The organism is Pedobacter sp. MC2016-24 (assembly GCF_015223055.1).
GTDB lineage: Bacteria > Bacteroidota > Bacteroidia > Sphingobacteriales > Sphingobacteriaceae > Pedobacter.
The window spans coordinates 391,212-417,259 of sequence record NZ_JADFBX010000005.1 but is presented as its reverse complement, the minus strand read 5'-3'; the positions used below and the strand labels follow the sequence as shown (position 1 = coordinate 417,259).

The following is a 26,048-nucleotide window of genomic DNA, read 5'->3' as shown; positions in this document are numbered from 1 at the left end:
TCTTAAGCAGGCAAATTACAAAATAGCAATCAAAAATGTATCAATTGAATGGTAACGCCTAAAAATATATCTTTGTACCTCATAATATGGAAAAGAAAGTTAGAGTAAGATTTGCCCCAAGTCCGACAGGAGGATTGCATTTAGGTGGTGTGCGTACCGCGTTATTCAATTATTTATTTGCTAAGAAGCACAATGGCGCCTTTATTTTGCGCATCGAAGATACAGACCAGACCCGTTTTGTACCTGGTGCAGAAGACTATATCGCATCCTGTTTGAAATGGTGTGGTATGGAACCTGATGAAAGTCCGGAGTTAGGTGGAAATTACGGACCATATCGCCAAAGTGAGCGAAAGTCTACTTATAAACAATATGCAGATCAGTTGATTCTGGACGGCTATGCTTATTATGCTTTTGATACGCCGGAAGAGCTGGATTCGAAACGTAAAGAGGTTCCGAATTTTACGTATGGCCTGGCGACAAGGGGACAAATGAGAAACTCACTTACTTTATCTGAGGCAGAGGTGGAGGACTTGCTGGCCGCCAATACCCCGCATGTTGTGCGAATAAAAATACCTGAAAATGAGGTTGTTTCTTTTACAGATCTGATTAGAGGCCACGTGAGTTTTGATACTAATCTGGTGGATGATAAAGTATTACTTAAAGCGGACGGGATGCCAACCTATCACCTTGCTGTTGTGGCGGATGACCGGGCTATGGAAATCAGCCATGTGTTTAGGGGAGAGGAATGGCTGCCATCTGCACCAATCCATATTTTGCTTTGGCGTTATTTAGGTTGGGGAGATGAAATGCCTGCCTGGGTACATCTGCCTTTAATTTTGAAACCTGATGGCCATGGTAAGTTGAGTAAACGTGATGGGGACCGGCTGGGTTTCCCGGTTTATGCTCAAAACTGGACTGACCCTAAAACTGGCGACCTGACCAAAGGATTTAAAGAGCTGGGCTTTATGCCGGAAGCTTTTGTGAATTTGCTGGCGATGCTTGGCTGGAATGATGGAACCGATCAGGAATTGTTCTCTATGGCCGATCTGATTGATAAATTTTCTGTGGAAAGGATTAGTAAGGCAGGAGCCAAATTTGATTTTGAAAAAGCAAAGTGGTATAACCACGAATGGATTAAAAATACAGCAGCAGCTGATTTGCTGGAGCCGGTGAAAGCGGTATTGCTCGCGCAGGATGTTTCAGTGGCTGATGACGAATATACTTTGAAAGTGATTGATCTGATTAAGGACCGTTGCAACTTACTACTTGATTTCTATCCGCAAAGTGCTTATTTCTTTACCGCTCCTCAAGCGTATGACCTGACTGCGGTTAAGGGTAAATGGAGCCCGGAGAAAGCATCCTTTTTCAAGGATTTTGCTGCAGGGTTGGCAAGTTTATCACCAGTAGTTCAGGAAGAGCAATTTAAAGCATTGGCTGCGGAGCGTGCTTTAAAGCCTGGCGAATTGATGTTGCCTTTCCGATTGATGTTGGTGGGGGGTAAATTTGGACCAGGCGTCTTTGATATTTCTGCTGCGCTAGGTGTTGAAGAAACCCGGAAAAGGATTCAGCATGCATTGACTGTTTTCGAATAAATCAACCAATAATTTTAGTTTGGTATAACTATTGACGCAAGTTGAGCTATACCAAACTAAAAGTGTTGATATGAAATTTTTCGGTAAAAGTAGCGACAACGTCGAGGATGCGAGAGGCAGCTCAGGCGGTGGAAAGGTACTGGGAGGTGGCATTGGCATCATTATCGTCATTGTCGGCTTATTTTTCGGTAAGGATTTAACGGGACTTGTTTCTCAAATGCCTGTAGGCAATTCTGAACAAACTCTTGTCCAAAAAGGAACTCCTACGGATGCAGAAGGGAAATTTGTAGCCAATGTGCTGGCCTCGACAGACCAGGTTTGGGAAGCAGAATTTAAAAAAATGGGTAAGTCATATGAAAAGCCCGTGCTTCGGCTATTTACTGGCGGAGAACAATCTGGTTGCGGTTATGCCAGTTCTGCTGTTGGTCCTTTTTATTGTCCGGCAGACCATAAAGTTTATATTGATCTTGATTTCTACAAGGACTTGAAAACGCGTTTTGGCGTTAACGGTGATTTTGCCCAGGCCTATGTGATTGCCCATGAAGTTGGGCACCATGTGCAAAATCTTTTAGGCATATCAGAGAAGTTGGAAAGGGCTCGTCAGCAGCTTAGTGAAAAGGAATACAATAAATTGTCTGTTAAACTTGAACTTCAGGCCGACTTTTTTGCCGGGTTATGGGCGCACAATGCGCAGCTGATGAAAGATATTGAGTTGGAAAATGGCGACTTAGAGGAAGCACTGAATGCGGCGAATGCAATTGGAGATGATAAGCTGCAGAAACAGGCTCAGGGAGAGGTCATTCCTGACGCTTTTACACATGGCACTTCCGCACAAAGAATGTATTGGTTTAAAAAAGGTTTTGATACCGGAGATATCAATCAGGGCGATACTTTTAATGCCGCGACTTTGTAACAGATTCAATAAAATTTTAAAAATATAAGGTTAAACACCTAATGTTGTATAACTTTAAGGCAAAGTTTTTACACAAAATCCATTGTTCATCAATTTCAGAAGCCTTATTTATTATTCGTAAATGATATTAATTGTAGATGATACCCCAGAAAACTTGATTTCCTTGAAAAAGGTTCTGGAGAGACATAATTTCGAAGTAGATACCGCATCATCAGGTGAAGAAGCATTAAAGAAAGTTCTTAAGAATGAATATGTACTGATCATTCTCGATGTACAGATGCCTGGAATGGACGGATTTGAAGTAGCTGAAGCGATTTCAGGCTATAGTAAAGCACGTGAAACGGCAATCATTTTCTTATCTGCGGCAAATACCGAACTTAAGTTTATTACCAAAGGATATTCTTCCGGAGGCTTGGATTATATCACTAAGCCTGTTGACATGGGCGTATTGTTGCTGAAGGTTAAAACTTTTTACCGGATTTATGAGCAAAGCCGTAAACTCATTGAAATTCAAAAAGCATTGCTGGATGAAATTGAGTTTAGAAAGAAAGCAGAGCGAAAAAAGGATGAGTTTATCAGTATTGCAAGCCATGAACTTAAAACGCCGTTAACCAGTGTAAAGGGTTATGTGCAGCTGCTGGGCAGAAGTATAGATAAAGGTGATATAGAGACGGTTAAAAAGCATTTAAGCAAGGCGCAGGTTCAGCTGGATAAATTGAATGATCTGATTGCAGATTTGCTGGATATTTCTAAAATTGAAAGTGGAAAGCTGAAATTCAATAAAAAGTACTTTAACCTGGACCAGGTATTGGATAATGTAATTGAGGTGATGCATCAGGCAAATCCGGAATTTACCATTACCCGAAGTGGTAAAGCACCCAAAGCGCTATATGGTGATGAAATGCGCATTGAACAGGTCATCATTAACTTTCTGACCAATGCGATTAAATATTCGCCCGGGACCAATAGAATACAGGTTAACGTACAGGTTAGAGAAGACATGCTGTATCTTGGTGTGAAGGATTATGGGATCGGAATTGATCCTGAGTTACAAAAGAATGTATTTGAAAAATTTTATCGCGTGGAAGAAACGGCCATCCATTTTCAGGGATTAGGTATTGGGCTTTACATCTCTGCTGAGATCATTAATCGTCATGGTGGAGAAGTGGGGGTAGAAAGTGAGTTGGGAAATGGATCTGAGTTTTATTTCACTTTGCCTCTGGATGTAGTACCAGAGGTTGAATAAAGAAACATTATGAGCAAAACGTCTATTAAAAATAATCTTCGTGTTGGTTTGGGGCTGTCGTTACTGATTCTTTTTGTAACCTCATTCGCCTCATTCATCAGCATTAGAAACTTAATTAAGAATTCTGACCTTGTTGCACACAGCAATGAGGTATTGTCCAATTTGGATGGTGTGCTTTCTACTTTAAAGGATGCAGAAACTGGGCAGCGCGGCTATTTGCTAACTGGGGAAAAGGAATTTTTGGAACCTTATAACGGGGCTAGACAAACTTCATTGGAATTGTTGAATTACATTCATGTTCAGACCCGTGACAATGCTTTCCAGCAAGCTAATGCTAAGAAACTGGAAGAAATCATTCAGGGGAGGATGGGGATATTGGAAAGTACCATTGCCGTTAAAAGCAGGGGTGGAAACGTTAGTATCGCGGAGCTTAGGAATGGTAAAACCTACATGGATGCGGCCAGGGTTTTGATTAAAACCATGAAAACAGAGGAGTTGAGGCTTTTGGATGTGAGAACTAGAACCATGAATACCCTTGCCGGCTATACGCCGATACTCATTCTTCTGGCCGCCGTTTTGGCGGTTATAATCACGTTATCTTTCTACAGAAGAGTAAGCAGTGATTTCAATAAAAGAGCACTGCTGCAGCGGGAGCTACAGGAGAAAAATGAAGAAATTGACAAAAGAATCCAGATCATCCAGGGCGTAGCGGGTAAGATTTCTAACGGAGATTACCAGGTTAGGATGGATGAAACTGTTAAAGATGGCCTGGGCAGCCTTTCTACCTCTTTGAATGCCATGGCCGAATCGCTACAATATTCATTTACGCTGCTTGCCGACAAGGAATGGCTGCAGTCTGGTATCGCCAATCTGAATAACAAAATGGTTGGGGAAAAGGATGTGCCTGAACTGGCAAAAGATATCCTGGAAAGTATTGTAGAACATGTCAATAGCCAGGTTGCCGCATTTTATCTGGTTGAGGATGAAGAATCCTTAGTGCTGGCAGGAAGATATGCCTTGGTTGAAGATCATAAAAAGAACATGCTCAAGTTTGGAGAAGGTTTAGCGGGCCAGGCTGCCCGATCCGGCAAACAGATGTTGATCAATGACATCCCGGACGGCGAACTGACCATCAGTTATGCCGTTGGAAGTACGAAACCCAGAAATGTGGTAGCTGTTCCGGTTTTAAGAGATGACATCGTTGTGGGGGTAATGGAGTTTGGTAGCTTAATTGGTTTTACACCAGTTCAGCTTGACTTTCTAAATGGTATTTCAAATAATATAGGGCTGGCTATCCACGTTGCCCAGAACCGTAGAAAATTACAGGAGTTTCTAGAAGAGACCCAGGCTCAGGCAGAAGAGCTGCAGGCACAACATCGTGAGCTGGAAGGTTTGAATGCAGAATTGGAGGCACAGACACAACGTATCCAAACCTCTGAAGAAGAACTGCGTGTACAACAGGAAGAACTGTTACAAAGCAACCAGGAGCTGGAGGAACGGACCAGTTTACTGGAAGAGAAAAATCAGTTGATACAAGAGCGAAACCTGGACATTCAGCAAAAAGCAGAACAGCTTGAACAAAGTACCAAATATAAATCCGAGTTTCTCGCCAATATGTCGCATGAGTTGCGTACACCTTTAAATTCTATTTTGCTGTTGTCTAAGCTCATGTCTGAGAATAAGGAGCTAGATCCGGAATATATTGAATACGCGGAAGTGATTCAAAGTTCTGGACAAGGACTATTAGGCCTGATTGATGAGATTCTTGATCTTTCTAAGATAGAAGCAGGTAAAATGAAGCTGGAATTCACGGAAATTAGCGTCAATGAGGTGGCCACAGATATGCGCTCTTTGTTTAATCCATTGGCAAAAAATAAGAATCTGGAGCTTGTGTTCGATGTGGCCGCGAATTTACCTGCGGTCAATACTGATAAAATGCGTTTGGAGCAGATCCTTAAAAATCTGCTATCTAATGCGATTAAATTCACCACTTCAGGAAAAGTGGTTTTAACGGTTAAACTGAATGATTCGGGTAAATATCTGCTGTTTAAAGTTACAGATACGGGTATTGGTATCCCTGCAGACAAAGTCGGGCTAATTTTTGAAGCTTTCCAACAGGCCGATGGTTCAACCAGAAGAAGGTTTGGCGGTACTGGACTGGGCTTATCCATCAGTCGTGAACTGGCTAAACTTCTTGGAGGTGAAATTGAGCTAACAAGTAAAGAACACGTGGGTAGTGAGTTTACCTTCCATTTGCCTCTGGAATGGAATCCCATGGAAAAGTCTGATTTTAAGCAAGATGTAATTGCGATCAGCCCGTCTGCACCAGACCACCAGGTGGAACTTGTTAAAGAACGCTTTACCGTGACGCATATCCCTCAGGAATTAGAAGACGACCGGAATGACATCCAGCCCGGCGATAAGGTGATCCTGATTGTTGAAGACGATACGAATTTTGCCAAAACCCTGCTTAGGTTTACCCGTAAACGAGGTTATAAAGGCATAACCGCAGTCCGTGGTGATTTGGGTATCGAACTGGCCAACCATTATCAGCCTTTGGCGATACTGCTGGATATTCAGTTGCCAGTTAAAGATGGCTGGCAGGTTATGGAGGAATTGAAATCAAATCCTTCAACCCGGTCTATTCCGGTCCACATCATGTCTTCACTTGAAGTGAAAAAAGAGAGTTTGCTCAAAGGGGCTGTTGATTTCATCAATAAACCTGTTGCATTGGAGCATATGCAGCAAATCTTCCAAAAGCTTGAACATGCCTTAAGCCGACATCCCAAAAAAGTATTGATCGTTGAGGAGAATAAACAGCACGCTGAGGCATTGAGTTATTTCCTGAGCAATTACAATATCCATACTGAGGTTGCCAATAACGTAAACGAGAGCATTGGCGCTTTGAGTAAGAAAGAAGTGGATTGTGTGATCCTGGATATGGGGATTCCGGATAAGAACGCTTACGAGACATTGGAAACGATTAAGAGAAGCGAAGGGTTAGAGAACTTACCCATTATCATATTTACAGGTAAAAATCTTTCTAAAGGTGAAGAAAGTCGCATTAAGCAGTATGCTGATTCTATTGTGGTTAAGACGGCACATTCTTACCAGCGTATTTTAGACGAAGCCGCACTATTTTTACACCTGGTTGAAGAAAAGGAAGGTGATAGTAAAACGAAAAAGCAGGGATTGGAGAAGTTAGGCGGTTTGTATGAAGTACTAAATAACAAAACCGTTTTGATTGCGGATGATGATGTGCGGAATATATTTTCGCTGACTAAGGCCCTAGAGCAGCATAAGATGAAAGTATTGGCTGCTACGGATGGAAAAGAAGCCTTACAGATGCTCAAAGAGCACCCGTTTGTAGATGTTGTGCTGATGGATATGATGATGCCGGAAATGGACGGATATGAAACCACAAAGGAAATCAGAAAAATGGCCGCCTATAAACAATTGCCTGTTTTGGCTGTTACTGCGAAGGCAATGATGGGCGATCGGGAAAAGTGTATTGCTGCAGGGGCATCAGATTACATTTCTAAGCCTGTTGACATTGATCAACTGATTTCTTTGCTCAGGGTGTGGCTATATGATAAAGTTTAACAGATACAATCATATTTTATAAATATGGCGAACAATAAGATACTTATAATAGACGACGATAATAGGAATATTTTTGCTTTAAAGGCGGTTTTAAAGGCCAGGGGCTATCATTGCCTTTCTGCGGCCGGAGCAGAAGAAGGGCTGGAACTGCTGAAGCAGGATCAGCAAATTGCCGTGGTACTTATGGATATGATGATGCCTGGGATGGACGGTTACCAGGCAATGGCCAAAATGGAGACGCATCCTGAGCTCAAAAACATCCCTGTTATTGCAGTAACTGCACAGGCGATGTTGGGCGATAAAGAAAGGTGCTTAAATGCCGGGGCTGTTGGATATGTTTCTAAGCCCATCAATGTCGAAGAACTAACTAAGTTATTAATTCAATATACAAGCGTTTAATTTGGAGCTTTCAGCAATCAACGATGAGCAGGTAGAGATGCTGATTTCAGATCTTCTGGAGCAGTATGGGTATGATTTTACAGGTTATTCCAGGGCGTCTCTCAAGCGCAGGATCAGCCGGTTGTACAGTTTGGATAAAGCTTTGAGTTTTGCTGAGTTCAGATACAGGATATATAGCGATCAGGCTTATTTTAAGCGGTTTGTAGAGCAGATCACGGTGAATGTGACGGAAATGTTCAGAGATCCTGTTTTTTTTAAGACGCTACGTGATGTGGTCCTGCCTAAATTGGGTACTTATCCTTTTATCAGGATCTGGCTGGCTGGTTGCTCTACCGGGGAAGAAGCCTATTCGATTTCTATCATACTTAAGGAACTCAATTTGTTGCACAAGTCCCTGATTTATGCGACTGATCTGAATCCTGCTGTGCTGGAAAAAGCTGCGCATGGCATGTTTGCGATGAGCCAGATGAAGCAGTATTCGGAAAACTATATCCTTTCTGGTGGTACGCAGGATTTTTCTACCTATTATACTGCCAATTATTCCCTGGCTAAGTTTGATGAAGAGCTGAAGCAAAAGATCATTTTCTCGACCCATAACCTGGTTTCGGACCATTCTTTTAATGAATTTCAACTGATTTTATGCAGAAATGTACTGATCTATTTTGAAAGGGAGCTTCAGCATAATGTGCTGGATCTTTTTGATGAAAGCCTGGAAGATTTAGGTTACCTGGCATTGGGAACAAAAGAAACCGTCGATTTTTCAAGGATTGCCAATCGATACAAACGATTGCCAGGGCATAAAATATGGAGAAAGGTGGGACATGAAAACATGTGAGGCCTTTATCATTGGTGGATCTGCCGGCAGTCTGGAAGTATTGTTGCGGGTACTCTCTGAAGTCAGATCGGATCTGAGTTTCCCGATCATCATTGTGGTACACCGAAAACATGGAGCAGATTCCCTGTTGCCGAATTTATTAGCCAGCCGCACCAGTTTAATTGTCAAGGAGGTTGATGAAAAGGAAAAGATTAATGCCGGAACGGTATACGTAGCGCCTTCGGATTATCATTTATTAATTGAGCAGGACCGGACATTTTCTTTGGATTATTCAGAGAAGATCAATTATTCCAGACCTGCGATTGATGCTACTTTTCAAACTGCAGCCGAGGTTTATAAGAAAAAACTGGTATGTTTACTACTTTCCGGATCTAATGCAGATGGTGTAAACGGGTTGAAAAGTGTAAAAGCCTGGGGTGGACAGGCTGTTATCCAGGATCCTGCTTCTGCGCAGGTTGCTTATATGCCTGCACAAGCCAAGCTTCATGTAGAAATAGATCGGATTTTAGGTATAGAAGATATCGCAGAATTTATAAATTTGCTTTCCAATCAATCATATCATGAGTAATAACAAGAAAGTATTCGTTTTTGACGATAACACTGACATATTGGAGCTTTGCACCATTATTTTGGAAGATGCAGGATATGACATTAAAACCTCTTCCACATCCAATAATATCATTGATCAGGTGATGGGCTATACTCCGGATATCATTTTTATGGACAATTGGTTGCCTGATGTTGGCGGAATTGATGCAACCAGGGAGTTGAAGGCACATGGTGAGCTAAAGCACATCCCTGTCATCTACTTTTCTGCCAACAACGATGTGAAGTCATTGGCAGAACAAGCAGGTGCTGATGGCTATTTATCTAAGCCATTTGATATCCAGGAGCTTGAAGATATCATTGTTAAACATTTGGAGGCCTGATTATTTTACACCCAGTACGTCTACGCCCTGTTCAAATACAATGTCTACAGGAATACCCTTTTTAGTCAGTTTATCCAGGTCAGATTGAAGTTCAGGTGTAATGATCGCTTTCTCCTTTTGAGTTTTCTCTACTGCTTTTTTATCTCCATTGCCTTGCAGGGTAATGATCAGGTTGCTCAGTTTGTTCATTGCGGTTTCAAATTTGGCGAAATCGACTTTGTAAGTGCCATTGTCATTTCTGATGAAGGCTCCGTTCTCCTTAAAGAAGTTGAAACATTGCATATTGGCTTTACCATGTGCACTTGCTGCACCAAAGCGCACAGAACGTAAAATACCAGCCATGTAAGTGGTGTAGAACTGTTTGATGTCTCCTTCCAGTTCGGCCTTTTTCAACAAGCCGGTCACCATATATAGGCCCAGTACATCCGCTTTTCCTTCTTCCAGCCATGAATATTGCTCTTGCAGCGCTTCTTTTACAAAGCCTTTTCCGGTAATTGTTTTTTTAATGCCAAGTCCATGTGCAACTTCGTGAAACATAACATTGGCAAAGAACGCATCAAAATTGATGTATTGTTGTTGACCTTTATCGATTAATTCTTTAGCAATAGGCATTAGTATTTTATCAAATTTGGCCTTCATAGCATTTTTCAGCTGAGACCTTCTCGTACCCTTTTTCTGCTGAATCACCTCATCATTCGGCAAGTTCACTGCAATGGTTTTAGATCCTGCATTGCAATCTCCGGCATAATATACCACATCATAGGCATTCAATTCAGAGTCCGTTCCCGGTTTCTCCTGTTTATATTTTGTATCGACAGGTAAACCTAGTTGTAATTGCGGTAACATGGCTACATATTTGGCCAGGCGCTTGCTCCAAACCTTATCTTTAATGAGCACATAGGATTCATAAGAGGCACGGGCGTTGAAAAGCTTATCTTCATAATTTTCAATTGGACCAATGATGATGTCAAGGCCATTGTTCTTCATATCTAACCAGGCATAGTCACTTGCGGTAAAGTCATCAGACATCAAAGCATCTGCACGAAGGTTCAGGTATTTTTTGAAACCTTCATCTTCTGCAAGTACGGCTGCTTCTTTTAACAGGTTTGATGCTTTCTGAAGTTCTGAAGCATATAAAATGTGGTATGGGACAGACATCAATTTTCCCGTACTGTCTCTTTTAATTACTGAATATTGGCCCAGTTTGTCTTTGACATCCGATTTTTCCAATTCAGCTTTGGTCATTCCGGAAGGGTAGAAGCTGGAAGCATCAGGTTTAGCACCAATACCCGAAACAAAAGGTTTATCTCCGTTCAGGCGGTCCCATGGGCCATAGTTAATGTCCAGGAAAGCCCGCGTTTTTTCATCTTTAATGGTTGCCAGTAAGCTATCGCGCTGCGGATATGCCTGTTTCCAGAAAAGGTCGTCCATAATTTGAGCTGCCTGAATTAATAATGGTAGAATTTTACGTTCGTTGGCACTGAGTTCATTTAAATTGGACGTTAATTTTACTTTTTCATAAATGCCCAGACGTTCGCTTACATAGCGTTGCAGGCTATCTTCAACTGTGTGTTTGTTTGTCGTAGTGTTGTTGCCCTGGGGGCTTGTGCAGGAAGCAATACCTGCAATAATAGCGCATCCGGCAATGAATGACGTTGCTTTGCTTGTTTTCTTCATAGTATGAAATTGTGTTAGTTATAATGCAATTCTAAGATGCAACTAAATTAGTAAAAAATAGTAATTTCACCTCTTCTATACTACTCTTATGAAACAAGCATCAAATATCAAGCTATATAGTCTGCTCTCGGTTCCCCTGTTTTTGTTAGCGTCCTGTACAACAAGCAGGTATGCAGCGACAGAGAAAATTTATAAAAATAAAGCCAGGGATTTTTCGGAAACCATCAAAGCGGTTCCGCCGGTGGGACAAGGTGTTGCCGGCTTAAGTCCGGACGAACAGATGTGGGTTGGCTCTATAAATTTTGGAATTCGCAAGCCTAGTTTTGTCATCATTCACCACACTGCACAGAATTCATTGCAGCAAACCATCAATACTTTTCTGGTTAAGGGAAAAAGTGAAGTAAGTTCACATTATGTAGTGGGTAGAGATGGTAAAGTGGTGCAAATGGTCAATGACTATTTACGGGCCAATCATGCAGGTGTAGGAAGCTGGGGCAACAATACGGATTTGAACTCCTCATCCATCGGTATTGAGCTGGATAATAACGGAACCACAGATGTTTTTACCGAAGCGCAGATTCAGGGTCTCATCAAGCTATTGGATGCCTTAAAAAAACGATATAATATTCCTACCGCCAATTTTATTGGCCATGCCGACATCGCGCCAGGCCGTAAAAATGATCCAAAGAATTTTCCATGGAAAAGGATGGCTGATAATGGCTTTGGTTTATGGTATGACAGTGTGTTGGTGATGCCTCCTGTTGATTTTGATGCTGTAGCTGCCTTACGCATTATGGGTTATAACGTGAAAAATATTGGCGCTGCAATAGAGGCCTTTAAAATTCACTTTGTGCAAACGGATATCACGCCAGCTTTAACCCCGGCAGACCGCCTGATTCTTTACAATTTGTATAAGAAGTATATGTAATAAAAAAGCGCCTTATGGCGCTTTTTTATTTACTTATTTCCTTTAGCCCAGGCGTCTTTGAGGCCGACTGTTCTATTAAAGATCAAATGATCCGAATTAGATTCTTTATCTACACAATAATATCCCTTTCTAATGAATTGATACCTGCTGTCTTTATCTGCATTTGCCAGATAAGGCTCGATATAAGCTTCTTTAATCACCTCTATGCTGTTTGGGTTTAGATAATCTTTAAAATCACCTTCTTCGCTATCAGGGGCCTCTACGCTAAATAATCTATCATACGTTCTGATCTCTGCACGTCTGGCATGTTTGGTGCTCACCCAGTGAATCGTTCCTTTGACATTGATGCCGCTGGTATCTTCGCCACTTTTAGATTCAGGGATATAAGTACAATGGATTTCAGTTACATTTCCGTCTGCATCCTTAATAAAGCTTTCACACTTTACTATATAAGCATGTTTTAAGCGTACCATGGCGCCAGGAGCAAGTCTGAACCATTTTTTTGCTGGCTCTTCCATAAAGTCTTCGCGTTCTATCCAAAGTTCGTTGCTGAATGGAATTTCGCGAGTTCCGCCTTTATCTTCTGCCTCTGGGTTATTTTCACCAATCAGGATATCATTCTGCCCCTCCGGATAATTGATAATGACCAATTTAATCGGATCAAGCACAGCCATTACCCGGTTTGCGGTCTTATTAAGGTGCTCACGGATACAGAATTCAAGTAAGCTCAATTCAATCAGATTCTCTCTTTTGGCAATTCCAATTCTTTCGCAGAATTCACGGATACTTTCAGGGGTATAGCCACGTCTTCTCAATCCGCTGATGGTGGGCATGCGGGGATCATCCCAGCCGCTCACCACGCCTTCATTAACCAGTTGCAGCAATTTACGCTTGCTCATTACGGTATAAGTAAGGTTTAAGCGTGCAAATTCATATTGTTTAGAAGGATAGATATCCAATTTCTCAATGCACCAGTCGTACAATTCGCGATGACTCACATATTCCAGGGTACAGATGGAATGGGTAATGTGTTCGATGCTGTCGCTTTGTCCGTGAGCAAAATCGTACATAGGGTAAATACACCATTTGTTGCCTGTGCGGTGATGCTCAGCATGTTTGATCCGGTAAATAACGGGATCGCGCATAATCATATTCGGACTGGCCATATCAATTTTAGCCCTTAAGGTGCAAACACCATCTGCAAACTCGCCATTTTTCATGCGGGTAAACAAGTCAAGGTTTTCAGCAACACTACGGTTTCTATGTGGACTGTCTTTTCCTGGTTCGGTAGGTGTGCCTTTCAAAGCAGCAATTTCTTCTGCGGTACTGTGGTCTACATAGGCAAGACCTTTTTCAATTAATTTAACGGCATAATCATACAGCGTATCAAAATAGTCAGAGGTGTAAAGCTCATTTTTCCATTGAAATCCCAGCCATTTGATGTCTTCCTGCTGGCTGTCTACATATTCTGTTTTTTCCGTTACCGGATTGGTGTCATCAAATCTCAGGTTGGTGTAACCGCCGTATTTCTGGGTTAAACCAAAGTTCAGGCAAATTGCCTTGGCATGTCCAATGTGCAAATAACCATTGGGCTCTGGTGGAAAACGGGTAATTAGGGTCTCGTATTTTCCGCTGTTTAAATCGTTTTCAATGATCTCTTCAATAAAGTTCAATGATCTTTCCTCACTCATAAAAACTGTAATTTTAGTGCTCAAAGTTAACATAAAAGCGCTAATTTACTTACATTTACAACCGACTTATTAGCATAAAATATGAGCAAAGCATTAAACAGGCCTATCCGGGTTTTGGTGGCCAAGGTCGGACTAGATGGCCATGACCGGGGCGCAAAAGTAATTGCTACTTCTTTAAGAGATGCCGGAATGGAGGTGATTTATACTGGTTTACGCCAAACTCCGGAAATGGTGGTTAATGCAGCCTTGCAGGAAGATGTGGATGCGATTGGAGTTTCTATTTTATCTGGTGCACATATGACTGTTTTTCCTAAGATTGTAGAGATTATGAAACAAAAACAGGTTACTGATGTGTTGCTTACCGGTGGCGGAATTATTCCTGAAGGTGATATGGACAAACTTAAAGCAATTGGAGTTGGCGAACTATTTGCACCGGGAACAACAATGGAAACCATCGTCAATTATATTAAAAACTGGGTTACTGAACATAGAAATTTCTAAATATGACTTACCAAAACATTTTATCAGCATTGAAATCAGGCGTATTATACATTACGATTAACCGGGAGCAGAAATTAAATGCCCTGAATAAAGAAACGCTGGCAGAACTGGCCGATGTGATCGCTTACGCGGGTAGGACGGAGGATGTTCGGGCAGTACTTTTAACCGGGGCTGGAGAAAAGGCCTTTGTTGCGGGTGCTGATATTTCTGAATTTGCAGATTATTCTGCTGAAAATGGAGAAGAGTTAGCTAGAAATGGACAAAAAAATGTTTTTGATGCCCTTGCTAATTGTCCTAAACCCGTTATTGCGGCTATAAATGGCTTCGCACTTGGTGGGGGATTGGAATTGGCCATGGCCTGCCATATCCGTATTGCTTCAGAAAATGCCCGTTTGGGCTTGCCAGAAGTGTCTTTGGGCCTAATCCCGGGATATGGTGGTACGCAAAGACTTACGCAACTTGTGGGCAGGGGGAAAGCTATTGAAATGATTGTAACCGCTGATATGGTTACAGCTGATCAGGCTGAAAAAATAGGATTGGTTAATTATGTGGTTCCACAAACGGAACTGCTGGCTAAGGCCGAGGAGCTTCTTACAAAGATTAAACTGAGGGCACCTTTAGCTGTTGCCTGTGCGATTGAAGCAGTTAATGCTTCGCTTAGTTTTGATGTAAATGGTTTCGAGGCGGAGATTAAAGCTTTTGGCCAGTGTTTTGATACGGCCGATTTCAAAGAGGGGACTACAGCCTTCCTGGAAAAACGAAAGCCTGTTTTTACAGGAAAGTAATCGTTTTAAGCACAAATCTGTCCTCATTCGCACTTGTAAAGTGTAGAAAATATTGCCCAGTAAAAAAATATTTTCCTATATTTAGACTCACTATTGTATAATAAATCATTTTCCTATGAGAAAAATATTGATTGTTGATGATGAGGTAAATATTGGTATTCTGTTATCTAAATTCTTGACGAGAAATTCATTTAGTGTATCTACAGCATCTAGTGGTCTCACGGCGATGGAATGTCTTTCTAAAGAGACTTATGACCTTGTGCTTTGTGATTATCGCTTGGAAGATACTGACGGTAAGGAAATGTTGGTCAAGATCAAAGAAAAGTACCCCAATACTGGCGTTATCATCATTACGGGATATTCTGATATCAAACTGGCTGTTGAGCTGATTAAACTTGGCGCTTACGATTATATCACGAAACCCCTGTATCCAGATGAGATCTTAAATACAATCAATAAAGCCATAGAGACCCAAATTGCTTTAGCTGTTGATGTTCCACGTCAGGTGAGCGAAGTGGTGAAAGAAAAGGGAAATCACCAGGTTTATAGTGAGCAGGAGAACTTTGTTGTAGGGCAAAGCATCGCATCCAAAGAGCTACTGAAGCAGATTGAGGTGGTTGCTCCCACTAATTACAGTGTAATTTTATTGGGCGAAAGTGGTACGGGTAAAGAGTCTGTAGCCATGGCAATCCATTTGAATAGTCCAAGAAAGAACAAGCCTTTTGTAGCGATGGATTGTGGCTCTTTAACTAAAGAATTGGCGGGTAGTGAGTTTTTTGGTCATGAGAAAGGATCTTTTACCGGAGCGCTATATACTAAGATTGGGCATTTTGAAATGGCCAATGGCGGGACCTTGTTTTTAGATGAGGTTGGAAATCTATCTTATGACATCCAGGCCGCATTGCTAAGGACGGTTCAGGAGCGAAAAATCAAACGGATTGGAAGTACAAAGGAAATTGACCTTGACGTACGGATCATCATTGCAACCAATGAAAACTTAGGTTCGGCCATACAGAATGGAAGATTTAGAGAGGATCTGTACCATCGTTTTAACGAGTTTTCGATTAATCTACCGCCGCTTAGTGCGCGTGGGCATGACATCATGATCTTTGCCCATACCTTTCTTAAGGTAGCCAATGGGGAATTAAACAGAAACATTACCGGCTTTTCTACGGAGGTCGAGGATTGCTTTTTAACCTATAACTGGCCGGGAAATGTTCGTGAACTGAAAAATGTGATCAAAAGGGCAACCTTGTTGACGGACTCGGGCGAAATTCAGTTGAAAGCGCTTCCTTTAGAGATTTCAACCTATGCCAGGGCCAGTGCTTTAGAACATACAATTTCGCGTTCAGAACGACCGAGAGGATTAAAGAATGCGGCATTGGAAGCTGAATATGATGCTATTTTAAAAGTATTGAGGGAAGTTAATTTCAATAAAACCAAGGCTGCCCAGCTGTTAAATATAGATCGCAAAACACTTTACAATAAGATGAAAGCGATCGATTTGGAAAAATAGCTGCTCATTTCTTTCCTGTACAGTGGAATTGGCTTAGTTATTGGTAGCCCCTTATTGGGGAAATTGGAAAGAATTAAAACAATTTTCAAATGCCAGGAGTTATAATGGCAGCATGTCCCTAATGAAATGTATTTGTTAACTGTAAATTTATATAATCATGAATGATAATTCAAAAGTATTGGTAGGATTACTTGCAGGTTTGGCAGCTGGCGCTGCTTTGGGTTTGCTATTTGCCCCTGAAAAAGGGAGTGAGACTAGAGATCGGTTGAACCAGTCTTTAAAAGACCTTGGTGATTCCATTAAAGATAGAGCTGCTGATGAAATCAACCATTTGGCAGGCTTAAAAGATAAGGTAGTGAGTTCTGTTAAAAACAAGCTTCGTCAAGGTGAGGACGAATTTGTGGATGATGATTTAGAGCACGCATAAGATTTTTGCTAAAACCAAACCAGTATAATGGAAGATAATAAAGAAAAAGACCTCAAAGATCTGTTTGATGATGCGAAAAGCTATCTGGATACCCGTGTAGAATACACCAGGCTATATCTGGTTGAACAGGTATCTAAAATATTTGCTGACATTGTGACCAATGCTGCAGTAATCATCTGCTTTATTCTTGCCTTCCTGTTCGGAACGTTTACGCTTGCACTTTTCCTATCTGATGTATTGGGTAGTTATGCCCGGGGTTTTGGCTGTGTAGCCGTTATCTATGTTTTGCTGGCGCTAATAGTGTATTATACTAAGGAAAAATTTATTGAGAAAGCTATTATCAATTTCACCATCAAAAATTACTTTAATAAACTAGTAGATAAAGAGGAGGAAGAAGATGAGCAGAAGGTATAACATCAATAACCGTGAGGAACTGCATGCCATGGTGTGTCAGTTGAGGGCGGAACACAAGCAAAAAGGCACCATACTGGTTGATGATAGCAAGAAATACCTGCATCAGTTTACCTTAGGCGGACTTATTAAAAAGTATGCTACACCTTCTGCCCTACTAAAGGTGGATGATAAACTGAACATCAGCAGTAGTATTATGTCTATGGTATTGCCATTTATTATGAACTCCACGCTCTTCAGGGGCTCTGGTTTTTTAACTAAAACTCTGGTAGGGCTTGCTTCCAATAAAGTAGGTAAAAGCCTTGATGCCGAGCATTTATCGGCAATATTCAATTCTGTAAAGTCCTGGTTTAGCGGTTCTAAAAAGAAGAAAGAAAAAGCTGAAGGTTACGTTGACTATGGGATACCACCCGACAGCGAAGCCTATTAAATTGTATCAACAAAAAAGGAGCATCAAACGATACTCCTTTTTTGTTGATACACCTGTCATAGCAGGTATAAAACATTTATACTATGGTTTTTATTCTCAACTCATCCAGTTGTTTCTGGTCAATTGTTGCTGGACTGTCTATCATTACATCCCTTCCAGAGTTATTTTTTGGGAAGGCAATTACGTCTCGGATACTGTCGAGCCCTGCAAAAATAGAGCAAAGACGGTCAAATCCAAAGGCAATACCACCATGTGGAGGTGCTCCGAATTCAAAGGCATCCATTAAAAAGCCGAACTGTTTTTGTGCTTCTTCAGGAGAAAAACCAAGGTGTTTGAACATCAAGGCCTGTAAAGTTCTGTCGTGGATACGAATTGACCCGCCGCCAATTTCGGTTCCATTCACGACCATGTCATAGGCATTTGCCCTTACGTTTCCTGGATCAGTGTCTAATAGGGCAATATCTTCCGGCTTTGGAGAAGTGAAAGGATGGTGCATAGCGTGATAACGTTCAGTATCCTCATCCCACTCCAATAGCGGGAAATCAAGGACCCACAGCGCGCTAAATACGTTCTTATCACGTAAACCCAGGCGTGTTCCCATTTCCAAACGAAGTTCGCTCAATTGTTTGCGTACTTTGTCGGTAGTACCTGCCATAACCAGGGCTAAATCACCAGGTTTTGTATTCAAGGCGGCCGACCAGCGTTTCAGCTCTTCTTCGTTATAGAATTTATCAACGGATGACTTTAAAGAGCCATCTTCATTGTGTCGCATATAGATCAGACCAGTTGCACCAATCTGTGGACGTTTGATAAAATCGGTCAGTTCATCAACCTGTTTACGCGTGTAAGCTGCGCATCCGGTAGCATTGATACCAATAACCAATTCTGCATTGTCAAACACAGGAAAGTCCTTTCCTTTAACGAGGTCTGTCAATTCCACAAAACGCATGTCAAAGCGGGTATCCGGTTTGTCTGAACCATAAAAACGCATGGCGTCAGCATATTGCATTCTAGGTACTTCTGGAAGATCAAAATTCTTAACTTCTTTAAACAAAGTCCGGATCAGGCCTTCAAAAGTATTCAGGATGTCTTCCTGCTCAATGAAGGACATCTCACAGTCGATCTGAGTAAATTCAGGCTGCCTGTCGGCACGTAAATCCTCGTCTCTGAAGCATTTTACAATTTGAAAATAGCGGTCAAATCCCGATACCATTAGCAATTGCTTAAAGGTTTGAGGCGATTGTGGCAAGGCATAAAACTGCCCCTCGTTCATGCGGCTAGGCACTACAAAATCCCGGGCACCTTCAGGGGTAGATTTGATCAGCACCGGTGTTTCCACTTCGATAAAATCGAGTGCATCCAGATAGCGTCTAACAGATTGTGCCATTCTATGGCGCAGTACCATATTGTTACGTACCGGGTTTCTGCGCAAATCTAAATAACGGTATTTCATTCTCAGGTCATCGCCACCGTCCGTTTCATCTTCAATCATGAAAGGTGGCAACTTCGCCGCATTTAATATATCCAGACCGGTGATTTTGATTTCAACCTCACCGGTTGGCATTTTAGGGTTTTTATTAGAGCGTTCTACAACAAGTCCAGAAGCTTTAATGACAAACTCACGGCCCAGGTTACGGGCGGCTTCGCACAATTCCCTGTTATCATCCATATTGAAAACCAATTGAGTGATGCCATACCTGTCGCGGATGTCTATAAAAGTCATTCCGCCTAAATCTCTTGATTTCTGCACCCATCCACAGAGGGTTACATTTTCTCCAAGGTTCTCAATTGTCAGAGCTCCGCAAGTAGTTGTTCTTAACATTAGTATTAAAGTATTAGGTAGCAAAAATATTCATTTTGAACGGGATATTTCAAACTTGCGGGCATTTAGCTTGTTATATTGATAAAAGTTTTGACAAAGGGGCCTTATTTTAAAAATCTCGCAAGGTTTCCCTATTTACTGGCAATCAAATTATAATATTGTTTTTATATCTTCGCATACATTTATCGAGCACATGGAATTATTAAGTAGCCCTGAGGCCTGGATCTCACTTTTAACCTTAACTGTTCTGGAGATTGTTTTAGGTATAGATAACATCATTTTCATTTCTATTTTATCAGGAAAACTTCCTGAGCACCAGCAAAAAAAAGGTCGTCAGCTTGGTTTAGCTCTGGCTATGATTACACGTGTTTTGTTGCTGCTGTCACTGACTTGGGTGATGACTTTGACTACTCCGCTATTTAACCTGGGATCGTGGTTTAACATTACAAGTACCGAGTGGCTGGACAAACTGGCCATTTCTGGCCGCGATCTCATTCTAATTGTAGGTGGATTGTTCCTGATTTATAAGAGTACCCACGAGATTCATGATAAATTGGAAAGTGAAGAAGAAAAGGAAGTGAAAGGCAAAGTCTACTCCTTTAGCGGCGTGATTCTTCAGATTCTGTTGCTGGATATTGTCTTTTCTTTGGATTCTGTAATCACTGCGGTTGGCATGGCCGATCATGTTGAAATTATGATTGCCGCGGTCATTATTGCGGTAATTGTGATGATGGTCTCTGCATCGGCTATCAGTAATTTTGTCAACCAGCACCCTACAGTAAAAATGTTGGCTTTGTCGTTCCTACTGCTGATTGGAGTTTCATTACTTGCCGAAGGATTGGACCAACACATTCCAAAAGGATATATTTATTTTGCGATGGCTTTCTCTGTTTTAGTTGAAATGCTAAATTTAAGAATGAAGAAAAATACTAATAAGCCTGTGGAGCTACGCAATACACCTAATCAAAACGAAAACTAAATTTCTTTAATGATTTCTTTTTTTGAGGCCTCACTGGCCGAGCTTTCTATACACCGCATTGGGAACAAATCCCAGGACGAGTTTTATGTCTTATCTGATCAGTCTATTGCGATCCGGGACATCACCTTAAGCAGATTATTACAGACCTATTTTTTAGGGCCATATGAGAAAGTAAACGAGATTTACCGGTTCATCCATCCAAATGGGGATTTAAACTTGAATGAAGCCCATCATTTTGCTGCGGAGATTTTTGCTAGTGGCGAGACTTTTCATGAAAACAGCAAGGAGCTGGCTAAATACCTGTACGATGTTTCTGGTCATCCAAAAATTAAAGCCGGTGAATTGTATGTGGCTTATTTCGAGAATGTGCAGATAGAAGGGGAACTGCACGATGCGATCGGCATTTTTAAGTCTGAAAATAAGGAAAGTTATTTAAAGGTTTTTCCGGAAAAGAATGGCTTTGGATTAAGTTACGAAGAAGAGGCAATCAATATCAATAAGTTGGACAAAGGCTGTCTGATTTTCAATACTGAAAAAGAAGAAGGCTTTAAAGTGGCCGTAATTGATCAGAAGAGTGCGGATTCTGTGTATTGGAAAGATGAATTTTTGAAGCTTAAGATCAGGAATGACAGTTTCAATCAGACAGCCAGTGTACTTGGTGTCTACAAGAACTTTGTAACGGAGAAGCTGGATGAAGAATTCGATATCTCAAAGGCTGATAAAATTGATTTGCTTAATAAATCAATGAAGTATTTTAAGGAAAAAGAGAGTTTTGATCTGGAGGAGTTTTCAAACGAGGTGATTGGCAACGCGGAAGGGATAGAATCTTTTAAAAGTTATAAAAAGAACTTTGAAGAAGAGTTTGACCAGCCTATTCCGGACAGCTTTGACATCTCTGGCGCGGCAGTAAAAAAGCAGGCGCGGACTTATAAAAGCGTACTTAAACTGGACAAAAACTTCCACATCTATATTCATGGCGACAAAGAACTTATCGAAAAAGGATTTGACGACGATAAGTATATGAATTATTATAAAGTATATTTTAAGGAAGAGGAATAGTCCTTACAGAATATACTCATTATTGATCGGTTTTATGGGCTCAGGAATATTGGGCTCACCGAGCATCTCCAGCAGATTGATTTCTATGGTCCTTGTGATCTGGTTTAAAGGAATAGAAGCGGAATTATTCTCGAAAGGATTGATTAAACCCATTCCATTAATTTGTGTGGATACAAAGACAAAACCCAGCAGCCAGCCGATAAATATTGACCAGTATTCTACGTAAGAGCTGATCACCAGCGTTATCGAAACTACAAATAGCCAAATGAAAACCTTGGTGAGGTAGGTATAAGTTGTGGGGAATACTGTGTTTTTAATTCGCTCGCACATGCCCATCTGACTGGAAAAGTTAACCAGAAGTTTATTCAGCTCTATAAATCTAAATCCATCAATGTAAGCATCCTTGGAAAGTGTTTGGAGATCCCTCGACTGGATGTTAAGGATGGCATTGTGCATATTGCTGTGTTTTTTAATTTCCTTGAGTTCTTCTTCGGTCAGGTACTTGGTATAGATGCTGTCGTCATAATTGCGCAGGGCTCCTTTGAGTGTATATAGAAATGCAATGTGCCTGCAGACCATTTTTTTGACCATTGGCTTTGAGTCTTCGTTAATTTCTACATAATTGATCAGGCTTCTTGCCCAGGAACGAGAATCATTTACAAGCATCCCCCAGATTTTACGTGCTTCCCACCACCTGTCATAAGCCTGGTTGTTGTTGAAGCCAATAAAGAAGGCAATAGCCGTTCCCAGTACCCCTGGTATAATTGGCGGAATATCAAGGTTATGGGTAATTAGAAATTCTCTTGCAAAATAGGTGACCGCACAAGAAACGATCATGATGAGATCTACCTGCCAGGTATTGATTAAAATTCTGCTGAGTTTGATGTTATGCGTGATGAGCATGAGGGGGTGTGTTTTCTTCTAGTATCAATCTACAAAGAAAAAGGAAGAATTGTTTGGATACTTTAAAATTTCTTTAAGTTTTTTTGTGAATTTCGTTAAAGTGGCTGATATATAATTCATAATAAATTGTAGATTTAACATTTAAGTCAAAACCTTTTAAACCAAGTATGAACCAAGAACCACAACAAAGTAGTATTTTTAAAGTCATCGGTGCCTCTTCACTGGGGACACTGATTGAATGGTATGATTTTTACATTTTCGGGAGTTTAGCCACCATCATCGGATCGCAGTTGTTCCCTGCTGATGCTGGTGCTTCGGCACTGATCAATACCCTGGCGATATTCGCCGCCGGATTTATTGTCAGGCCATTCGGCGCATTGGTCTTTGGCAGACTGGGTGATCTCATTGGGCGAAAATATACCTTTTTGTTAACGCTGGTCCTAATGGGTGGTTCCACCTTTTTGATCGGATTAATCCCTTCTTATTCCAGTATCGGCTATGCCGCACCAATTCTGGTCTTGATTCTGAGACTGGTACAAGGCCTTGCACTGGGCGGAGAATATGGTGGCGCAGCAACTTATGTAGCTGAACATGCTCCTGCAAATAAACGAGGTTATTTTACCAGCTGGATACAGACCACGGCAACAGGTGGTCTTTTCCTGTCGTTGGGTATTATTGTACTGACTAAAAATATCCTTGGTGCAGAAGCATTTGCCGATTGGGGCTGGAGGATTCCATTCCTGCTTTCTATTTTATTGGTGGGTGTCTCTATTTACATCCGCATGAAAATGCATGAATCCCCAATGTTTACCAAGTTAAAAACAGAAGGTAAAGTTTCCAAAAACCCTTTAAAGGATAGTTTTGCTAATAAAGCAAACTTCAAAATGGTTTTACTGGCCTTGTTTGGTGCTACAATGGGGCAGGGGGTGATTTGGTATACCGGACAGTTTTATGCACAGTCGTTCCTGGAAAATACCTGTCACGTTGATTTTAACGATTCCAGGTATATTCTACTCTGGGGGATTGCCTTTGCTACACCTTTCTTTGTTATTTTTGGTTCCTGGAGCGATAAAGTTGGCCGGAAATGGATTATGCTTACCGGAATGCTGTTGGGCGTGATTTTCTACAGACCCATTTACCAGGTCTTTTTGGATGATACAGATGTTTCTAAAATAGAACAAAAAGATATTCAGGAGGTGGGCAATCCTGTGATTACCCGTACTGCTGTGGCTGGCACAGCAGATAGTTTGATTACGACCAGTTCAACCGTTATTTTATTGAATGGTGCCTCTTTCCAAAAGGTCCAGTCTCATACTCAATATGCAGATGCGAGTAAAACGCCTACGGTACTGCCAGAAGTATATAAAGATAAAAAACTCTCTACCGGGGTATTCTGGAAGTTTGTGGGACTGATCTTTTTCCAGATTTTATTGGTGACCATGGTTTATGGACCAATTGCTGCCTTCCTGGTCGAACTTTTTCCAACGAAAATCCGATATACATCCATGTCATTGCCTTACCATGTAGGTAATGGTGTTTTTGGTGGCCTGGTGCCCTTTATAGCAACCCTGATTGCTAGTTTCTCCGGTGCGATGCCTTTGTCGGGCTTGTGGTATCCAATTGGTATTGCCGCTCTAAGTTTTATAATCGGCGCAATTTATTTGTCAAACAAGAAGCCTGACCATTCTGAGGCTGAAACGGAATCAATTTAAACACGTACAAATTATGAACGGATTAAAAAAAGCATTGGGATTGTTTTGGATCATATTGGGTCCGGCATCCATTATTTTTATGTTTATGCAGGCTATCGAGAAGGTAGGCCTTGCCGAAGAAGGTGTGCACAAGACCAATACGGCCTTACAATGGGGTATTATTTTATTCATCTTCATCCCAATTAGCGCGGGCCTGGTGATTTTTGGATATTATGCCCTGAAAGGAGAATACGATAAGTTGCCAGAAGACTAAGCAAATTATCATATTACCCATCAGAAAAGGGAGGTGTCAGTACGATACCTCTCTTTTCTGATGGGTAATGCTTTCTATAAAACCCTTAATAACAGCCCTTTTAAATATTCTCCTTCTGGGAAAGAAATCCGTACCGGATGATCTTCTGGCTGGTGGAATTGTTTAATGATCTGAACTTCTCTTCCTGCATCTAACGCAGCCCATGCAATGATCTGTTTGAATGTTTCCATATCTACTGCGCCAGAGCAAGAGTAGGTGGCCAGTATACCGCCTTTTTCAAGTAGCAGCATTCCTAATCTATTCAGGTCTTTATAAGCTCTTGCTGCGCGGTCTAATGCGGAGCGTGAGGGCGCATATTTGGGTGGGTCCAGTACAATCACATCAAATAGCTTTCCTTCTTCTTTAAACGTGCGCAATTGCTTGTTTACGTCAGATTGAATGCTGCTGTGTTGGTCTGCTGAAAAACCATTCAAATTCAGGTTGTGCTGCAGGGTTTCAAGAGCCAGCCCTGAGCTGTCTACACTCGTGACCTGCGCAGCTCCTTGTTTTAGGCTGTTTAAAGTAAAACCGCCGCTATAGCAAAAGCAATCCAGTACCGTTTTGTCTTTTGTATATTCTGCCAGGATTAATCGGTTGTCGCGCTGATCACAGTAGAAACCAGATTTTTGACCGTCAGCAATGTTGATGTGGTATAGAATCCCGTTTTCTTTTACTTCAATAAATTCCGGGGGAGCTTCGCCCCAAAGTAAGCCCTGTGTCGGTTCAAGGTTTTCATGCTTACGGGCACCTGCATCACTCTTGTCAAAAATTCCTTTCGGGTTGAGTTCTGTTCTGAGAATATTGATGATTTCTTTTTTGATGTTTTCCATACCTGCACTCAGGATTTGTAAAGACAAGAAATCTGCGTATTGATCAACGATTAAACCCGGTAAAAAATCAGCTTCACTAAATACCAGGCGACAGGTGTTCGTCTCTTCGTTTAGGATGTGTGCACGCGCTGCAATTGCACTTTTTAACTTTTGTGCATACCATTCCTGATCTATATTGGTGTTCTCGTCCCATTCCAATAATCGCAAGGCCACCCTGGATTGATCGTTATAATAAGCATAGGCGAGAAATTCTTTATTTGCGGATATTACGCTTACCAATTCGCCGTTTTCTGGCTTTCCTTTAATCTTCTCAATTGCTCCGGAGAAAATCCATGGGTGGCGCAATATGGCCGCTTTTTCTTTGCCTTTTTTAAGTATTACATCGATCATGGTGCAAAGATAAAAGAAAAAAACAGCTTTCTCTTCGAAGTCTGGCATCTGTTGCCCGCTATGCGAAATGGGCCACAGCGTCTGGGACTTCACTGAGAAGCTGTTTTTTTGAAGATTGAGGAGCTGATAAGGCAGATAGGAGGTGTTTTATTAGTTTTTAGTACTTTTACGATTTGAA

General features: G+C 41.4%; 24 protein-coding genes. 19 read left to right on the top strand and 5 right to left on the bottom strand.

Going from position 1 to position 26,048, the window contains the following annotated elements:
* The first annotated feature begins 86 nt into the window (after positions 1-86).
* The 8 genes from gltX (at position 87) to IM797_RS14990 (ending at position 9,517) form a co-directional block, all read left to right on the top strand.
* The gene (gltX, locus tag IM797_RS15025) at positions 87-1,592 is read left to right on the top strand and encodes a glutamate--tRNA ligase (RefSeq protein WP_194127957.1); all 1,506 of its coding nucleotides are present in this window, start codon (positions 87-89) and stop codon (positions 1,590-1,592) included.
* A gap of 70 nt (positions 1,593-1,662) precedes the next feature.
* Positions 1,663-2,505 carry a neutral zinc metallopeptidase gene (locus IM797_RS15020; RefSeq protein WP_194127956.1) on the top strand — a complete coding sequence of 281 codons (843 nt, stop codon included), beginning with the start codon at positions 1,663-1,665 and terminating at the stop codon, positions 2,503-2,505.
* 121 nt (positions 2,506-2,626) lie between these two features.
* The gene (locus IM797_RS15015; RefSeq protein ID WP_194127955.1) at positions 2,627-3,751 is read left to right on the top strand and encodes a hybrid sensor histidine kinase/response regulator; all 1,125 of its coding nucleotides are present in this window, start codon (positions 2,627-2,629) and stop codon (positions 3,749-3,751) included.
* A gap of 9 nt (positions 3,752-3,760) precedes the next feature.
* The gene (locus IM797_RS15010; protein ID WP_194127954.1) at positions 3,761-7,354 is read left to right on the top strand and encodes a response regulator; all 3,594 of its coding nucleotides are present in this window, start codon (positions 3,761-3,763) and stop codon (positions 7,352-7,354) included.
* A 24-nt stretch (positions 7,355-7,378) separates the two neighbouring features.
* On the top strand, positions 7,379-7,753 hold the full coding sequence (locus tag IM797_RS15005; RefSeq protein WP_194127953.1) for a two-component system response regulator: 375 nt from the start codon (positions 7,379-7,381) through the stop codon (positions 7,751-7,753).
* A gap of 37 nt (positions 7,754-7,790) precedes the next feature.
* On the top strand, positions 7,791-8,588 hold the full coding sequence (locus IM797_RS15000; protein WP_194128051.1) for a protein-glutamate O-methyltransferase CheR: 798 nt from the start codon (positions 7,791-7,793) through the stop codon (positions 8,586-8,588).
* Entirely contained in the window at positions 8,575-9,156 is a 582-nt protein-coding gene (locus IM797_RS14995; RefSeq protein WP_194127952.1) for a chemotaxis protein CheB, read from the top strand. The genes IM797_RS15000 and IM797_RS14995 overlap by 14 nt, the downstream gene beginning before the upstream one ends.
* Positions 9,149-9,517: a response regulator gene (locus IM797_RS14990; RefSeq protein WP_194127951.1), complete on the top strand. Its 369-nt coding sequence runs from the start codon at positions 9,149-9,151 to the stop codon at positions 9,515-9,517. Before IM797_RS14995 ends, IM797_RS14990 begins: the two co-directional genes overlap by 8 nt.
* Here the strand turns inward: IM797_RS14990 and IM797_RS14985 are convergent, their stop codons facing one another.
* A complete protein-coding gene (locus IM797_RS14985) occupies positions 9,518-11,194 on the bottom strand; it encodes a Zn-dependent hydrolase (RefSeq protein WP_194127950.1) in 1,677 nt (558 codons plus the stop codon).
* An 88-nt stretch (positions 11,195-11,282) separates the two neighbouring features.
* Here IM797_RS14985 and IM797_RS14980 point away from each other — a divergent pair, with 88 nt between their 5' ends.
* The gene (locus tag IM797_RS14980; protein WP_194127949.1) at positions 11,283-12,122 is read left to right on the top strand and encodes an N-acetylmuramoyl-L-alanine amidase; all 840 of its coding nucleotides are present in this window, start codon (positions 11,283-11,285) and stop codon (positions 12,120-12,122) included.
* A gap of 29 nt (positions 12,123-12,151) precedes the next feature.
* Here the strand turns inward: IM797_RS14980 and IM797_RS14975 are convergent, their stop codons facing one another.
* Positions 12,152-13,813 (bottom strand): glutamine--tRNA ligase/YqeY domain fusion protein, encoded by a 1,662-nt coding sequence (locus tag IM797_RS14975; RefSeq protein ID WP_194127948.1) that lies wholly within the window; start codon positions 13,811-13,813, stop codon positions 12,152-12,154.
* A gap of 81 nt (positions 13,814-13,894) precedes the next feature.
* Between IM797_RS14975 and IM797_RS14970 the strand changes: the two genes are divergently transcribed.
* From IM797_RS14970 to IM797_RS14945, 6 genes are all read left to right on the top strand, one after another.
* On the top strand, positions 13,895-14,314 hold the full coding sequence (locus IM797_RS14970) for a cobalamin B12-binding domain-containing protein (protein WP_194127947.1): 420 nt from the start codon (positions 13,895-13,897) through the stop codon (positions 14,312-14,314).
* Between the two features lie 2 nt (positions 14,315-14,316).
* Positions 14,317-15,099, top strand: a complete 783-nt coding sequence (locus tag IM797_RS14965; protein WP_194127946.1) for an enoyl-CoA hydratase/isomerase family protein — start codon at positions 14,317-14,319, stop codon at positions 15,097-15,099.
* A gap of 115 nt (positions 15,100-15,214) precedes the next feature.
* On the top strand, positions 15,215-16,615 hold the full coding sequence (locus tag IM797_RS14960; RefSeq protein ID WP_194127945.1) for a sigma-54 dependent transcriptional regulator: 1,401 nt from the start codon (positions 15,215-15,217) through the stop codon (positions 16,613-16,615).
* A gap of 157 nt (positions 16,616-16,772) precedes the next feature.
* Entirely contained in the window at positions 16,773-17,042 is a 270-nt protein-coding gene (locus tag IM797_RS14955; protein ID WP_194127944.1) for a YtxH domain-containing protein, read from the top strand.
* A 27-nt stretch (positions 17,043-17,069) separates the two neighbouring features.
* A complete protein-coding gene (locus tag IM797_RS14950; RefSeq protein WP_194127943.1) occupies positions 17,070-17,456 on the top strand; it encodes a phage holin family protein in 387 nt (128 codons plus the stop codon).
* Positions 17,440-17,883: a hypothetical protein gene (locus tag IM797_RS14945; RefSeq protein ID WP_194127942.1), complete on the top strand. Its 444-nt coding sequence runs from the start codon at positions 17,440-17,442 to the stop codon at positions 17,881-17,883. Before IM797_RS14950 ends, IM797_RS14945 begins: the two co-directional genes overlap by 17 nt.
* 76 nt (positions 17,884-17,959) lie before the next feature.
* Here the strand turns inward: IM797_RS14945 and aspS are convergent, their stop codons facing one another.
* Positions 17,960-19,705 (bottom strand): aspartate--tRNA ligase, encoded by a 1,746-nt coding sequence (aspS, locus tag IM797_RS14940; RefSeq protein WP_194127941.1) that lies wholly within the window; start codon positions 19,703-19,705, stop codon positions 17,960-17,962.
* Positions 19,706-19,898: 193 nt separating this feature from the next.
* Between aspS and IM797_RS14935 the strand changes: the two genes are divergently transcribed.
* Both IM797_RS14935 and IM797_RS14930 read left to right on the top strand, forming a co-directional pair.
* The gene (locus IM797_RS14935) at positions 19,899-20,684 is read left to right on the top strand and encodes a TerC family protein (RefSeq protein WP_194127940.1); all 786 of its coding nucleotides are present in this window, start codon (positions 19,899-19,901) and stop codon (positions 20,682-20,684) included.
* Between the two features lie 9 nt (positions 20,685-20,693).
* Positions 20,694-21,743, top strand: coding sequence for a nucleoid-associated protein (locus IM797_RS14930; protein WP_194127939.1), 1,050 nt, complete (start codon positions 20,694-20,696; stop codon positions 21,741-21,743).
* A gap of 3 nt (positions 21,744-21,746) precedes the next feature.
* On the opposite strand, the gene IM797_RS14925 is transcribed toward IM797_RS14930, so the two are convergent.
* Positions 21,747-22,646, bottom strand: coding sequence for a bestrophin family protein (locus IM797_RS14925; RefSeq protein ID WP_194127938.1), 900 nt, complete (start codon positions 22,644-22,646; stop codon positions 21,747-21,749).
* Between the two features lie 167 nt (positions 22,647-22,813).
* Between IM797_RS14925 and IM797_RS14920 the strand changes: the two genes are divergently transcribed.
* Together IM797_RS14920 and IM797_RS14915 are read left to right on the top strand one after the other, a co-directional pair.
* On the top strand, positions 22,814-24,358 hold the full coding sequence (locus IM797_RS14920) for an MFS transporter (protein WP_194127937.1): 1,545 nt from the start codon (positions 22,814-22,816) through the stop codon (positions 24,356-24,358).
* A gap of 13 nt (positions 24,359-24,371) precedes the next feature.
* Positions 24,372-24,611: a DUF6814 family protein gene (locus IM797_RS14915; protein ID WP_194127936.1), complete on the top strand. Its 240-nt coding sequence runs from the start codon at positions 24,372-24,374 to the stop codon at positions 24,609-24,611.
* A gap of 74 nt (positions 24,612-24,685) precedes the next feature.
* On the opposite strand, the gene IM797_RS14910 is transcribed toward IM797_RS14915, so the two are convergent.
* Complete coding sequence (locus tag IM797_RS14910; protein ID WP_194127935.1) at positions 24,686-25,870, bottom strand: class I SAM-dependent rRNA methyltransferase; 1,185 nt, start codon at positions 25,868-25,870, stop codon at positions 24,686-24,688.
* Positions 25,871-26,048 lie beyond the last annotated feature (178 nt).

Coding starts and splice junctions, on each gene's coding strand:
- gltX (WP_194127957.1), top strand. CDS start 87: ATGGAAAAGAAAGTTAGAGTAAGATTTGCCCCAAGTCCGACAGGAGGA.
- IM797_RS15020 (WP_194127956.1), top strand. CDS start 1,663: ATGAAATTTTTCGGTAAAAGTAGCGACAACGTCGAGGATGCGAGAGGC.
- IM797_RS15015 (WP_194127955.1), top strand. CDS start 2,627: ATGATATTAATTGTAGATGATACCCCAGAAAACTTGATTTCCTTGAAA.
- IM797_RS15010 (WP_194127954.1), top strand. CDS start 3,761: ATGAGCAAAACGTCTATTAAAAATAATCTTCGTGTTGGTTTGGGGCTG.
- IM797_RS15005 (WP_194127953.1), top strand. CDS start 7,379: ATGGCGAACAATAAGATACTTATAATAGACGACGATAATAGGAATATT.
- IM797_RS15000 (WP_194128051.1), top strand. CDS start 7,791: ATGCTGATTTCAGATCTTCTGGAGCAGTATGGGTATGATTTTACAGGT.
- IM797_RS14995 (WP_194127952.1), top strand. CDS start 8,575: ATGAAAACATGTGAGGCCTTTATCATTGGTGGATCTGCCGGCAGTCTG.
- IM797_RS14990 (WP_194127951.1), top strand. CDS start 9,149: ATGAGTAATAACAAGAAAGTATTCGTTTTTGACGATAACACTGACATA.
- IM797_RS14985 (WP_194127950.1), bottom strand. CDS start 11,194: ATGAAGAAAACAAGCAAAGCAACGTCATTCATTGCCGGATGCGCTATT.
- IM797_RS14980 (WP_194127949.1), top strand. CDS start 11,283: ATGAAACAAGCATCAAATATCAAGCTATATAGTCTGCTCTCGGTTCCC.
- IM797_RS14975 (WP_194127948.1), bottom strand. CDS start 13,813: ATGAGTGAGGAAAGATCATTGAACTTTATTGAAGAGATCATTGAAAAC.
- IM797_RS14970 (WP_194127947.1), top strand. CDS start 13,895: ATGAGCAAAGCATTAAACAGGCCTATCCGGGTTTTGGTGGCCAAGGTC.
- IM797_RS14965 (WP_194127946.1), top strand. CDS start 14,317: ATGACTTACCAAAACATTTTATCAGCATTGAAATCAGGCGTATTATAC.
- IM797_RS14960 (WP_194127945.1), top strand. CDS start 15,215: ATGAGAAAAATATTGATTGTTGATGATGAGGTAAATATTGGTATTCTG.
- IM797_RS14955 (WP_194127944.1), top strand. CDS start 16,773: ATGAATGATAATTCAAAAGTATTGGTAGGATTACTTGCAGGTTTGGCA.
- IM797_RS14950 (WP_194127943.1), top strand. CDS start 17,070: ATGGAAGATAATAAAGAAAAAGACCTCAAAGATCTGTTTGATGATGCG.
- IM797_RS14945 (WP_194127942.1), top strand. CDS start 17,440: ATGAGCAGAAGGTATAACATCAATAACCGTGAGGAACTGCATGCCATG.
- aspS (WP_194127941.1), bottom strand. CDS start 19,705: ATGTTAAGAACAACTACTTGCGGAGCTCTGACAATTGAGAACCTTGGA.
- IM797_RS14935 (WP_194127940.1), top strand. CDS start 19,899: ATGGAATTATTAAGTAGCCCTGAGGCCTGGATCTCACTTTTAACCTTA.
- IM797_RS14930 (WP_194127939.1), top strand. CDS start 20,694: ATGATTTCTTTTTTTGAGGCCTCACTGGCCGAGCTTTCTATACACCGC.
- IM797_RS14925 (WP_194127938.1), bottom strand. CDS start 22,646: ATGCTCATCACGCATAACATCAAACTCAGCAGAATTTTAATCAATACC.
- IM797_RS14920 (WP_194127937.1), top strand. CDS start 22,814: ATGAACCAAGAACCACAACAAAGTAGTATTTTTAAAGTCATCGGTGCC.
- IM797_RS14915 (WP_194127936.1), top strand. CDS start 24,372: ATGAACGGATTAAAAAAAGCATTGGGATTGTTTTGGATCATATTGGGT.
- IM797_RS14910 (WP_194127935.1), bottom strand. CDS start 25,870: ATGATCGATGTAATACTTAAAAAAGGCAAAGAAAAAGCGGCCATATTG.